Origin of the sequence: Pseudomonas auratipiscis (assembly GCF_036324085.1) — a bacterium.
Classification (GTDB): Bacteria; Pseudomonadota; Gammaproteobacteria; order Pseudomonadales; family Pseudomonadaceae; genus Aquipseudomonas; species Aquipseudomonas auratipiscis.
Genome location: NZ_JAZDCU010000012.1, coordinates 49495 through 62067, shown reverse-complemented (window position 1 = coordinate 62067; position 12573 = coordinate 49495). Strand labels below are relative to the sequence as shown.

General features: G+C 58.5%; 9 protein-coding genes. 3 read left to right on the top strand and 6 right to left on the bottom strand.

The genetic code is table 11. The features are described 5' to 3' along the window. Positions 1-3 precede the first annotated feature (3 nt). Positions 4-750, bottom strand: a complete 747-nt coding sequence (fnr, locus tag V0R60_RS17290; RefSeq protein WP_136477189.1) for a fumarate/nitrate reduction transcriptional regulator Fnr — start codon at positions 748-750, stop codon at positions 4-6. A gap of 317 nt (positions 751-1067) precedes the next feature. Here fnr and trhP point away from each other — a divergent pair, with 317 nt between their 5' ends. Next, positions 1068-2387: a prephenate-dependent tRNA uridine(34) hydroxylase TrhP gene (gene trhP / locus V0R60_RS17285; RefSeq protein ID WP_136477190.1), complete on the top strand. Its 1320-nt coding sequence runs from the start codon at positions 1068-1070 to the stop codon at positions 2385-2387. A gap of 56 nt (positions 2388-2443) precedes the next feature. Here trhP and pvdQ read toward each other — a convergent pair whose 3' ends face one another. Then, positions 2444-4765 (bottom strand): bifunctional acylase PvdQ, encoded by a 2322-nt coding sequence (pvdQ, locus tag V0R60_RS17280; RefSeq protein ID WP_375547287.1) that lies wholly within the window; start codon positions 4763-4765, stop codon positions 2444-2446. Between the two features lie 210 nt (positions 4766-4975). Here pvdQ and V0R60_RS17275 point away from each other — a divergent pair, with 210 nt between their 5' ends. After that, entirely contained in the window at positions 4976-5365 is a 390-nt protein-coding gene (locus tag V0R60_RS17275) for a fe2+ zn2+ uptake regulation protein (protein WP_136477192.1), read from the top strand. A 36-nt stretch (positions 5366-5401) separates the two neighbouring features. On the opposite strand, the gene V0R60_RS17270 is transcribed toward V0R60_RS17275, so the two are convergent. Further along, positions 5402-5590, bottom strand: a complete 189-nt coding sequence (locus tag V0R60_RS17270) for a hypothetical protein (RefSeq protein WP_330080304.1) — start codon at positions 5588-5590, stop codon at positions 5402-5404. A 375-nt stretch (positions 5591-5965) separates the two neighbouring features. Between V0R60_RS17270 and V0R60_RS17265 the strand changes: the two genes are divergently transcribed. Continuing rightward, positions 5966-6358 carry a Mor transcription activator family protein gene (locus V0R60_RS17265; RefSeq protein WP_136477194.1) on the top strand — a complete coding sequence of 131 codons (393 nt, stop codon included), beginning with the start codon at positions 5966-5968 and terminating at the stop codon, positions 6356-6358. Positions 6359-6435: 77 nt separating this feature from the next. Here the strand turns inward: V0R60_RS17265 and V0R60_RS17260 are convergent, their stop codons facing one another. Genes V0R60_RS17260 through V0R60_RS17250 form a run of 3 tightly spaced genes read right to left on the bottom strand, consistent with a single transcriptional unit; the run spans position 6436 to position 12566 of the window. Beyond that, positions 6436-10110 (bottom strand): translocation/assembly module TamB domain-containing protein, encoded by a 3675-nt coding sequence (locus tag V0R60_RS17260; protein WP_330080303.1) that lies wholly within the window; start codon positions 10108-10110, stop codon positions 6436-6438. Then, positions 10107-11849 (bottom strand): autotransporter assembly complex protein TamA, encoded by a 1743-nt coding sequence (locus V0R60_RS17255; RefSeq protein ID WP_330080302.1) that lies wholly within the window; start codon positions 11847-11849, stop codon positions 10107-10109. The genes V0R60_RS17260 and V0R60_RS17255 overlap by 4 nt, the downstream gene beginning before the upstream one ends. A gap of 57 nt (positions 11850-11906) precedes the next feature. Continuing rightward, positions 11907-12566, bottom strand: coding sequence for a GNAT family N-acetyltransferase (locus V0R60_RS17250; RefSeq protein WP_136477197.1), 660 nt, complete (start codon positions 12564-12566; stop codon positions 11907-11909). Between the last annotated feature and the right edge of the window lie 7 nt (positions 12567-12573).

Here is a 12573-nt window from a genome sequence, read left to right as displayed (position 1 = left end):
TCCTTAACGCAGACTGCAAGCCGACATTGAGCCATCGGCCAGAAGAAAGAGCTGTTCAGGTTCGAGAATGTGCACATCCTTGCCTTCGACCTTGATCAGGCCATTTTGCTGGAGGCGAGTGAACACACGAGATACGGTCTCTCCGGCCAGTCCCAGGTAGTTGCCGATTTCGTTGCGCGAAATACTCAAATGCAACCGGTTGGCCGCATAGTCAAGGGCGCGAAAACGGGCCGCCAGATTAACCAGCAAGGTCACCACTCGCGCATCGGCGGCCTTTTTGGAAAGCAGGCGCGTCATTTGCTGGGTATCGCGGATTTCACGGCTCATCGCCCGCATCAGATGTCGGCGCAGTTGCGGTAGCCGCGTCAACAATTGGTCGAGTGGCCCGAAAGGCAGTTCACAAACGTAGGTTTCCTCAAGCGCCTGGACTGAAACCAGATAGGCTTGTGCGTCCACGCCAGACAAACCAATCAGCTCACCGGGCAAATGAACGCCGACAATTTTCTCCTCACCGGTTTCACTCAGGCTGATGGATTTCATTGCGCCTGAACGAATCGTGTAGATCGAATTGAAGCTGTCTCCTTGGCGAAACAGAAAGTCGTCTTTCTTCAATGGCCGGCCGTGCCTGACCAGATCATCCAGGGTGTCGACTTCTTCGTGGCTCACAGAGCCTGCCAGGCATAGCGACGCCAGGCTGCAGGTCTTGCAACTGGCCTGGCGATGAGCATGCAAGCGAACGGCTTCAGACATTTATTGGCCCCCAATGAGATAGCACACTTTGTGCGCTAGATAATTGTCCCGCGGGCCGATTTCAAATCCTTATCAAGAATCTTTATTTGATGTCAAAGCATTGATTTCATTGAGTTATTGATGCGAAGACGTTGCATATGGCCGAGGTATGCAATCACCGCTGTGTAGCCGATTCCGGCGCTTTCTATCACCGTCGGACAGGGCCCGACCCCCACCACTGATCCAGCCCTGCGCAGCACCCAAAGCGCCCTTGATACAGATCAATGTCTTGAAGCGATGTTGCCGATAGCATTCCCGCCTTTCGCCGCGATCCGACCATGACCCTGCCCGCCAAACCTGAATTGCTCGCCCCTGCCGGCACCCTGAAGAACATGCGCTACGCCTTCGCCTATGGCGCCGACGCGGTGTACGCAGGCCAGCCGCGCTACAGCCTGCGAGTGCGCAACAACGAGTTCGACCACGCTAACCTGGCCTTGGGTATCAAAGAAGCTCAAGCCCAGGGCAAGCGCTTCTACGTAGTGGTCAACATTGCACCTCATAACGCCAAGCTCAAGACCTTCCTCAAAGACCTCGCACCGGTCATCGAGATGGCCCCGGATGCTTTGATCATGTCCGACCCCGGCCTGATCATGCTGGTGCGCCAGCACTTCCCGCAGATGCCGATTCATTTGTCGGTGCAAGCCAACACCGTGAACTGGGCCAGCGTCGAATTCTGGCGCAGCCAGGGACTTACCCGGGTGATTCTTTCGCGTGAACTGTCGCTGGAAGAAATAGAGGAGATTCGTCAGCAGGTGCCGGCGATGGAGCTGGAGGTTTTCGTCCACGGCGCGCTCTGCATGGCCTACTCCGGCCGCTGTTTGTTATCGGGCTACCTTAACCGCCGCGATGCCAACCAGGGCAGTTGCACCAACGCCTGCCGCTGGAAATACAGCGCCACGCCGGCCACTGAAGATGCCAGCGGCGACATCGTTCGCGAAGTGCAACCGACTCTGGGTGTGGGCGCACCCACCGAGCAGGTGTTTCTGCTTCAGGAAAGCAATCGTCCAGACGAAGACATGCCCGCGTTCGAGGATGAGCACGGCACCTACATCATGAACGCCAAGGACCTGCGCGCGGTACAGCACGTCGAACGGCTGACCCGCATGGGTGTGCACTCGCTGAAAATCGAAGGCCGGACCAAGTCGCACTTTTATTGCGCCCGCACCACCCAGGCCTATCGCCAGGCTATCGATGATGCCGTGGAAGGTCGGGAGTTCGACCGCAGCTTGATGCTCAACCTCGAGTCATTGGCACAGCGCGGTTACACCGAAGGTTTCCTGCGCCGTCACGTGCATGATGAGTATCAGAACTACCAACGTGGCAACTCGGTTTCCGATCGCCAGCAATTTGTTGGCGAACTGACGGGTGAGCGCGTCGATGGTTTGGCAGAAGTACGGGTCAAGAACCGCTTTGCCCTGGGTGATCACTTGGAGTTGATGACACCGCGGGGCAACTATCACTTCGACCTCCATCAACTGCGCGACCGCCAGGGCGCAGCGATCGACGTGGCACCAGGTGATGGACACACGGTCTACCTGCCGATTCCCGAACAGGTCGAGCTGGAGTTTGGGTTGCTGTTGCGCGAATTGGTGCAGTAACTGCCGCACCGCCATTGCGGGGCGCGTTTCGACGCGCCCGGCGGTACGAAACTCAATCAAGGCGCAGTTTTTGCCAGTACCGCAGGCTCCGCCTCTCTGATTACCTGCAAACGATACTGCGGGTCAGCCTTGATCTGTTCCTCGGTAAAAGGCAGCACATGCCATTGCTTGGCCGAAAAGGCACGGGTCTGGTCACTGGCGTGTGGCGAGCTTGCTTCGCTGGACTCGGAAAACGCCAGCACACCCAGTGCCTGCGGGCCTTTCACATCAAAGGTCACCAGTTGCAAGTAACTGGTGCCACTGACCACCAGACGCTTGCCCGGCGCTGTCGGCACACTCTGGATTGCGTTGTACACCCCCAAGCTTGCCGGCCCACCATGGATCGGCGTGCCATCAGCGGCTTGCTGAATCTGTCCCCAACGCGCATCGGCAGCAAGGCCGGCACGCTCCACCTCCGCCAGCGACGCGAGCGCCGCATCGTTCAACGCGCGTGCCACGTCGGCACGCTCGACAGCCAAGCCACGTGGGGTGTGCTGGGGGTCAGCTGGATCGAATGTCACGCGCCAGAAGTCTGGATGCTCGAGCAAGCTCTGCAAGATATTCTGAAAGTGCACCAGGCCCATGCCACTGTCCAGATCAGCACGCAGGTTCCAGGTTTTCAGGCTGCTGCACAGTGCCGCCAATTGCGACGCTGGCGGTTGCGCTCCACACCACTGCAACATATCCGGCAGCACCAATTCGGCCAGGTAGACCTGGTTGTCCATCACCATTTGTTGCAGATCAGCGCCGGTCAGCTTGTCGTCCCGACTCAATCGCTGCAATGCATAGCGAGTGCGCGGCCCCAGGGGCTGGTCTTCGCGACTGATCAACGGTGAGTAACCACGCAAGGGCTGCGCCGGGTTGACCATCCAGGCCGAATCATTGGAGTGCTGGACAAAGTCGTTGCGGCTCAGGCTTGGCTGAAGCTGCGCAGGAAAGATACCCGCCTGCGCTGCACGCGCATCAATCTTCCAGTTACAGGCACTGCGCGAGCCATCGAGCACAACCATGCCTTGCCCGGCAGCCGGGTCACTGCACTGCGTCAGCAACGCAGCATCGACATAGGGCACCACCGATTGATTCAGATACAAGGTCTGCCCCTTGGCATCCACAGCCAAGGTGTTGACCCATGGAATACCCTGCAGGTGCTGAACCGAGTCCTGCAGCGCCTTCAGGCTCTGTGCCTGGTTCATGCTGTACCACTGCTGCAGAACCCGGGTATTTTCCAGGTTCGCATCGCGCAGGCTGAACGCATGTTGCTTGCTCCAATCCAGCCGGCCAGGCCATTGCACGACCGGGCCAAACACCGAACTGTAGACATCTCGGTTGACCGCAGTGAGCTTGCCGTCCTCGCCCTTGACCATCACCGTCAGACGCTGACGACTCAGGGGTAAGGACTTGCCATCAAGCATGTAACGGGTGGCATCCTTGGGATCGAGTTCGAGGCGATACAGGGTGAAATGGCTGGAGGTGTCCACCGTATGGGTCCAGGCGAGGTGGCGGTTAAAGCCGATGTTGATCAACGGTAACCCGGGTAATGCCGCGCCCATGACGTCCAGCTTGCCTGGCACAGTCAGTTGCATCTGATAAAAACGCATACCACCGGCCCAGGGGAAATGCGGGTTGGCGAGCAACATGCCGCGCCCATTGGCAGAGCGCTCACTGCCCACGGCCACCGCATTGCTACCTCGCTCAAGGGCAAAATTATCCTGACGCGCCTGGGCAACACCCATGTCCTGGTTCGTACCCAACTGCCCCACTACACCGGGTGGTGTCGCGCCAGCCAAGGCCTCGGCGAACTGGCCGACGCCGCCTTCAACCAACAGGCGTCGGGTCAACTTGACCAGATCCAGGGAGGTGATCGGGCGCAACCATTGCGCCTGCAAGCATTGCGCACCTTGTCCCTTGGCGAGCAGCTCGGCCAGTGCACGGTTGTATCCCTTGGCATAACCTTCAAGCAAGGCACGCACCTCACTCGATTGCGCCTGCCAGAAGCCGAATACCGCAGAGGGGGTATTGAGCCAGTTGAAAAACAGATCGCTGCCCAGGTTCTTGCGCTGCTCGAAGGTGACCTGGTCGGGGCCGAAGAAGCGTGAGCGCTCACCGTTGACGGTAACCACCTCGTTGGCCAGCAGGCACAGATTGTCTTGCGCATAGGCGTAGCCAATTCCGTACCCCAGCCCCTGTTCATCGTGCGCCAGGATGTGCGGCACCCCAAAGCTGGTACGGCGTATTTCGGCGCTGGCATCACCTGCGACGACCCGAGCCTGGGAGGTAAAACTGAGGCCGACGAGCAGCCCGGCCAGACAGACGCGTGCCAATGGACGAGGGTTGATCACGAATACTCCTTCACAGATCACAACGCGAATGATCCTGATTGAACGAAGCACAGCGAAAAAAATTACGGAAATTACGCTCGAGAAACGTCTTTACCAAAGCGACTCAAGTTTTTTTTCGACAGGTACTGCAGTTTTGCGCCGCTCATTCGTCTTATAGGTGTAAGCATCACAAAAACGGTATCTGAACTGGCCATGAAAAGGAGCGTTCACATGTATAACCAGCAACAGGCAGGGATCGCCACCAGACCAGTGCGCAAGGCTCGCCAAGTGCTGCCGGTAGTAAAAATCGACGGCGGCGAAAGCGAGCGCCCGGGCAACGAACATATCCGCGAACTACTGAGGTCGTTCGGGCTTCGCACCAGCCTGATCCGCCTGAAGGTGATCGACGCCTTGCACTCGGCCCACCGCAATGGGCGCAGCATCGGCGTACGCGGTGTGCACAGTCAGCTTGAACAGCTGGACATTCCGCTGTCATTTCTAAGCGTTCGTGAAGTGCTCAAGCGCTTGTGCACTGAAGGCGTAATCAGCATGGACAACGAAAAGTGCTACACCCTCAACCCCGAGGCGCGCAGCATTCTCGAACAATTCGGCCCCCGTTGAGCGAAAGGCCGGCAACGAGCCGGCCGCGCAGATCATTCAGATTTTGACCTTGCGTCGCATGATGCCGTTGATCACCACCACCGCGACCGCGACACCGATAGCGATGTACTGGAACACTTGCTCGCTGATCGTGCCTTGCTTTTGCAGGTAGGACAGGCCGAGCATGATCCCCAGCACCAGCAGGGAGATCAGGATGGAGTATTTCAGGCGTTGACCTTGACTCATTGGTATTTCCTTGCGACTTCGGGATATGTGGCCCAGAACGGCCTGCGCGTATCATACAACGCGCCCATGATCCGGGCGGACAATTTCCTTTTCCCGTCAATCGACCTGGCACCGGTCTTGGACCGATAAGCCTGTTGCTCATGCGTCTGACCGCTGAGCATGGGTTGGCCAACCATGCGCCATGCATTTATGCCATTAGACTGAGCAATCAAGGCTTAGCGACGTGTCCGGCATAACCTTCCTAAGCAACACACCCTTGTTGCCTACAAATCACATACCCGATGCCCACCGCCCTTGCTGCGCTTGCAGCCTGTTATGAGCGGCGCGGATGTTCAACCATGAGGGCGTCAAGTTAACTCCAACAAGGAAGTCATCATGGAACTGCGCGACCTCGAACGTATCGACATTCACCAACTTCCCCATTCACTGCAGATGCTCATTGAATGCCTGGGCATCGAAAATGCCTACAACCTCACCAATGCCTTTGGTGGCCGCCCCAAATACATTCCCAAGCATCGTGAACGGACTGCTCTGGCCCAGGTGCTCCCCGCCCATGCACTCGATGCCTTGATCAAACGCTATGCTGGCATGGCCCTGGAAATTCCCAAGGTCGACCATTTCCTGCGCCAGTTGCGCAATCAGCAAATTCAGCAGGAAAGCGCCAAAGGTTTGTCACGTAGCATGCTGGCCAACAAATACGGTTTGAGCTTGCGCCAGATCGGCAACATCCGCCGGCAGGAGCCCTGCGCGCACCCCTTGAGCCAGTGAATACTTGCTTCACTCACCGGCGCAATGGTGACAGCAACGAGGTCATCGAGGCTGTCACCGCGCCACAATAGCGACCGTCAGAAGTCGCGTTTGTAGAAAATGTCCAGAGAGCTTGCCAGGCCACTGGCGGCCTCCAGATAAACCTTCTTGCTCAACTTGTAGCGCAACGCGACGGTGTTGACAGGCTCGAACACACCCACCCCGTACCTTAGGCTCAAACGTTCGGTAAGGTTGCCGCTGGCGACCACACTGGTGCTGTTACCGCTGCCTTCAGTATCCAACTGGAAATCATCGATGCCCAGGCTCGACGCCAGGCTCCCGGTAACCCCGGCGCTGGTCGCCAGCCCGAGGCCAAGGGCCGCTTCGGCAAGCATGTTGTTGTCCTCACCGCTAGTGCCCAGCGGCCGGCCCATGACCAGATACGAGAGTGCTTGCTCCTGGCTCATGGCCGGTTCGGAAAACACTTGCGTGGTGGGCTGTTCGGCACTGCCGCTCAAGCGGATACCAGCAATGACATCATCAGTCTGGCGGATCGCCTCGATGTCCAGGTAAGGCTGATCGATAGGCCCGGCAAACAGCAGTCGTGCACGACGAATCGTCAGCCGCTGACCATAAGCACGGTAGCGGCCATCAGCCAGGCTGAGCTCGCCACGGGTATCCAGGTTGTCGCCGATATGCACATGCCCGAGAAGATTGGCGGTCAGTCCAAAGCCACTGAATGATAGCTTGTCGCTGCCCACTTCAACATCGATGTCCATGGCCACGGCCATCGGCGCCTTGCCCTCTTCGGTCTGATGGCCAACGATGACCGTGTCATCGGAAACCTTGACCGTCGATGGCGGCAGCTCACGTACGGTGATCTTGCCCTTGGGCACCCGCACCTTCCCAGATACCGCCAACTTGTCCTCAAGCAGCGTTATTTTCAGGTCCGGTTCTACCTCAAGGTTTGCATAGGGCTCGACAGTGACTGGCAGGCGCTGACCTTGCAATTGCAGGTCGACCGCCAACGCTCGTCCCCAGCCGATCTGGCCACGCAAACTGCCTTGGCCGGCTTCACCACTTTTCCAGGCGCCGTCGAGCAGGACCCGCTCACCCGCGATCAATGCTTGCAGTCGCAGGTCTTTAAGGCTGATTGGCAATTCTGCGCCAGCCACTTCACCGCCAGTAAGGTTCAAGCTGCCATTGACCTGGGGCTGGAGCAAAGTACCTGAGAGCTGACCGCTGCCATTGAGTTGTCCGGCCAGCCGCTCGACCATGGGGGCAAATGGACGCGCGATGGCCAAATCCAGCCCGGTCAGGCGGAAATCGCCAGTCAAAGGTTTGTTGCGGGCTACCGGGTCGAGACGGGTGACCACTGACAGCTCGCCCAAGCGTTCACCTTTGAAGTTCAGGCGAGTATCAACCCGGCGAGGCGACAGGTCGCTTTGCAGGCGCAGGGTTTGATACGGAAAATCGAGCCATTGGCCCTTTTCACGCAGGCGCAGAGTGCCACCGCTGGCGTCGACGATGATGGTGCCTTTCGGGCCGCTGGCCGGAACATCCAGGTTGATGTCGGCATTGAGCAGGCCCTGCCAGGCAAAATCCTTTGGCAACCACTGGGCCAAGCTCTGCAACGGGAACTGCTTCAAGTGGTAGCGCAGGCGTGGATCCGGCGCCAGACGTTGGTCTTCACCACACAGACTCGCTTGCCCGGAACGCCAGCAATGGGCACCAAAATCTATTTGCCCGCTGGCCAGGCGCTGCAGCTTCGCAGGCGCTTGTAGCTGCCAGTCCTGACCACCGGCCTGGATCCGGCCACTGGCAAGCCGCCCACGCCAGTTGCTCTTGTCCAGTTGGCCATCGGCGGCCAGATCAAACTTGAGCTGAGGCCCATCCAACGCCACGTCCAATTGCTGCTGGCGGATATCACCGCGCCCTTTGGCAATGAGCGTGCCCAGGCTGGTCTCGCCCAAGCGAATGCCACCAGCTTGCAAATCGATCAGTGCACGTTGAGCCGCATCCAGGCGCGCATCCAGCACCAAGCGCTGCAAATGGTTGTCAGCATGGGCCAACTTCTGCCCCTGCAACGTCAATGTACCCTGCGGTGCCTTCAAGGTGCCGGAGACTTCCAGCTTACCTTTCGCCTGACCTTGCAGCTGCGGCCAAAGTTGGCCGAGACGTGGCAGATCGAGATCCAATTGACCGGCCAGGCGTTGCTGCACACTGCCGCTCCCCTTGATATGGTTGTCGCCCAAGCGAATATCCAGCGTGCCCAGTGTCCAGCTCTGGCCCGCCCCCTGGGCAATCGCTTTGAGTACCGCAGGTTGTCCGCGCAAGCGCCCTTTCAAATCAAGCTCTGCATCGAGGCTGAGTTGCCCCTCCTTTATCTGCCCTTTACTACGCAGTGGGCCAGCCAGGGTGCCAGGCAGTTCGGCGAGCCAGTAGGCCGGGTTCAGCGCGGAAAGTTCGAGGGCAGCGTCCCAGGCAACAGCATCGGCAAATTGCACACCGACATTGCCCTCGAGCTTGCCTTGCCCGGCATTGAGCGCCAGTTGCGCAAAGCTGATCTGTTTCAAATCACCCTTGAATGGGCTGTTAACGCTGAACGCACCTGCAGGCCCGTCCAGATCACCCTTGAACTCACCTTGGTAATTGCCATCACGGTACTGCACTTGACCAATGAAACGGTGCAGCGTCACTTGCGGCGCCGCTTCCAGTGGGTAGAGGCGCAGCCAAGGGAAGTCCAACCAGTCAATGGTTGCCTCGGCGTTCAAACCTTGCTGCCAATCGACGTTGGCCGTGAGTTTGAGGCGCTTGTCTGCACTGGCGGTGAGATCCAGCGCACTCAATTGCGCGCCCTTGGCGTCGACCTTACCCTGCAAGTTCAAGGCTACCGGCTCTTGCTCGGCCGGCAGACTGGCAGTGCCAAGCAACTGATAGCCACTTTGCAGGTTGCCCTGGGCACTGAGCTCAAGGTTGTTCAATTGCACGGTGTCAGGCAGGTCGGCAGCGGGCTTGAACGCCTGCGCGCTAATCTGCAACTTCGCTGGCAGTTGCTCGGTCAACGCTTGCAGCTCGCCCTTGAGCCGCGCGTTCAGATAGCCGCTGCTGTTACCGGTGATCTTCAGCGTTTTCTGCAGTTCGCCGTTGATCTGCAAAGCCAGTTGCCATTGCTGGTTATCAACCTTGGGTAACTGCAACTGCCCCTCAAGCTGCAACGGCCAGTCGCCCTCGGGCTGGAGCAGACCTTGCAGACTCAAATGCAAGTCGTCGCGCTGTAACTGCAGGCTATCGATCTGCAAACCGCCAACGGTCCAATGCGCTGCCAGTTGCAACTGGCTCAACTGTTCATTGCCATCGAGGCGCAGATGGCCAATGCGTACCTCGCCCAACTCGATCGCTACGGGGAGCTTCAGGGCCGGCAGTTGTACAGGCCCGCTATCAGACTCGGATTCACTCGGGGCGAAGGCAAGATTTACCTGATCGGCTTGCAAACGCTCGATGCACACTGTCATGCGCAGAAGGCAGGAAGGTGACCAGGAAAAGACCGGCGCCACCAGCTCGACCCGATTCCCGCCCTGCTCCCACACCACGCGATCGGCCTGCCAACCACCCGCCAGGCGTCCTTGGAACGTCTCCAACTGCAGGCCTGGAACCATTCCCAGGGCCCAGCGGCTACCTGCTTGGCTTCCCAGTATCAGGCCCACCGCAAGCAGCACCACCAGCACCAACGCCAACAGACCGAGGAGGAAGTTTCTAATGATGCGACTCACAGTTCCGGCCCCATGGAGAAGTGCAGACGGATACCGCCGTCGTCATCCAGCGCATGGGCCAGATCCAGACGCAACGGCCCGACTGGAGATACCCACCTGACACCGATGCCGACACCGGTCTTGAGGCTTGGCAACTCCAAATTGTTGAATGAATTACCCTGATCGACAAAGGTTGCCACGCGCCACTTATCGACGACTTCGTATTGATATTCAGCACTGCCGGCAACCAGGTAACGGCCACCGATACGATCGCCATCGGAGTTCTCCGGCGACAGGCTCTGGTAGTCATAACCCCGCACGCTCTGGTCACCACCGGCAAAAAAGCGCAGCGATGGCGGCATCGAACTCTGGTAGTCGTTGGTGGCGCTTCCGCCGAACTGAATACGGCCCAGAAAGCGGTGCTTCTGGCCCAGGGTGGCAAGCCCTTTGAGCACTACGTTGGCATGCAACAGGTTGGTATCCGATACCAGGCCTTCTTTGGCGGCCTGTACATCGAACTGCAGACGGTATCCATTGTGCGGATCGATGCGGTTGTCGCTGCGCAAGTAGGAATAGCTGACACCCGGCATCAGCAAGTTACTCAAGCCCGAGTCGTCACCCAGACGATATTCTTCGCGCTGGTATTTGAGCGACAGCACGCGCTGCCAGCCACTGGGCAACTTGCTGTGCCATTCGGGGCCGACGGTGAGCAACTTGCTCAAGGTGTCAGTGCCGGCAATTTCTTCGTTCTGGTAGCCACCGGCAAAACGAAATTTATCGGTCAATGGTGGGTCCAGCGGAATGTCGTACCACAGCCCAACGTTCTGGCGCGGTGCCGACAATTCTGTTTCCCAACCATAGCTATGGCCTTGCGGATTGACCCAGTGACGGGTCCAGTTGGCCTTGCCGCGAGGCCCGACGTCAGTCGAAAAACCCAGGCCCAGGCCCATGGTCCTCGGCTTGCGGGTGGTAAGTTGCACCGCCACGGGAATGGTCTGCTGAACTGCAGCGGTGGGCGCAGCATCGACCCGCACCCCTTCGAAATAGCCACTGGATTGCAGGGCATTATTGAGTTCGGCGATCAGCTCGGAATCGTACGGCGTGTCGGCCTTGAACGGCACCATGCGTTGAAGCAGCGAGTCGTCGAAAGGTGTGTCACCGGCGAAATTGACTGCGCCCAGTCGATAACGCGGTCCACTGTCATAGACCAACTCGATATCGGCGACACCTGCCTGAGGATCAACCGCCAGGCGTTGACGAACAAAATGCCCACTGAAAAAACCGTAGCGTGCAGCCTGGTTTTGAATCAGCCGCTTGGCATCGTCGTAGTGCCCATGGTTGAGTACGGCGCCTGAACGCAAGGCCTTGCTGTTGGGGATGCGGAAGGCTTTGAGTTCACTTGCCGGGCCTTCTATGCGCACGGTGACGTCGCGCAGGTGCACGGGCTCTCCCGGCTCGATGGTAAGGACCAGTTGCGGATCCTTGTCGGCCTTTGCTGGCGGTTTGACCTCGCTGTCGATTTGCGCCTGGTAAAAACCCAGCGCCTGGGCAGCCTTGCGGGCCTGCTCGACAGCCCCGCGACTAAAGCGCAGCAGCGCCTCTTCATCGCGTTTACCAAGGCTGCCGATGTAGCCTTCGACATTGGCCTTGAGTTCGTTATTGGCAGGTTTGACCTTTACCACCAGTTCGCTCTGCGCATAGGCGGCGGCGCTGGTGAACAATAAAATCAAACCGCAGGTGAATCGTCCTGAATACGTCATAGGCGCGGATGCTACCAGAGCTTGGCGCCAGCATGGAGTCCGAGGCTCTGCGACCGATTACGCAGACGCGAAGGAGGCACGTTGAGATGGCTGCGGATTTGGGTGAAAAAATACGTGTTCCCGAACAGGTCCTACGGCAATTTCGCCAATTTCCTGATAGCCCTGGCGCTGATAAAACGCCAGATAGTGTTCATTTCCGGTGTCGAGTACGACACCTTGCGAGTTTTCGTCTTCAGCACACCAATCGTGAACCGCTTGCAACAATTGCTCTCCGTACTGCTTGCCTTGAAACTGTGGATGAATACCCAGCAGCGGCAGTACATGTACAGCGTCGCCCGGTAAACAAGCCATCAGCGCCGCTTGATAATCCAGAAACCGGCGAGTGCAGCGAAAACCGGTACTCAGGACCATCCGCATGCGCCAGACCCAACTCTCGGTCACTCCCAGACGGCGCTGCGGCGGTGCAATCAGGGCAATACCCACCAGACGATCATCGACCAGCAACCCCAAGGCGGGAAAGTCTTGCAGGAAGTGCTGCTTGACCAGTTCGCGCACCGTCGCGCGGATGCGCTGGTCATACCCGGGGCGCTGCGATTCGAACAGGAACGCATACGTAGGTTCATGGCGATAGGCGTGATACAGCAACGAACGTGCCTCGCGGCTGTAACCACCATCAAGCAAGCGGATCTGAGCCGGGGCAGCAGTCGATTCGGTCATTCGGACA

Excerpts from the sequence above, each read along its gene's own strand:
- V0R60_RS17270 (WP_330080304.1), bottom strand. The coding sequence starts at position 5,590 with ATGAGTCAAGGTCAACGCCTGAAATACTCCATCCTGATCTCCCTGCTG.
- fnr (WP_136477189.1), bottom strand. The coding sequence starts at position 750 with ATGTCTGAAGCCGTTCGCTTGCATGCTCATCGCCAGGCCAGTTGCAAG.
- trhP (WP_136477190.1), top strand. The coding sequence starts at position 1,068 with ATGACCCTGCCCGCCAAACCTGAATTGCTCGCCCCTGCCGGCACCCTG.
- V0R60_RS17265 (WP_136477194.1), top strand. The coding sequence starts at position 5,966 with ATGGAACTGCGCGACCTCGAACGTATCGACATTCACCAACTTCCCCAT.
- V0R60_RS17275 (WP_136477192.1), top strand. The coding sequence starts at position 4,976 with ATGTATAACCAGCAACAGGCAGGGATCGCCACCAGACCAGTGCGCAAG.
- V0R60_RS17255 (WP_330080302.1), bottom strand. The coding sequence starts at position 11,849 with ATGACGTATTCAGGACGATTCACCTGCGGTTTGATTTTATTGTTCACC.
- V0R60_RS17250 (WP_136477197.1), bottom strand. The coding sequence starts at position 12,566 with ATGACCGAATCGACTGCTGCCCCGGCTCAGATCCGCTTGCTTGATGGT.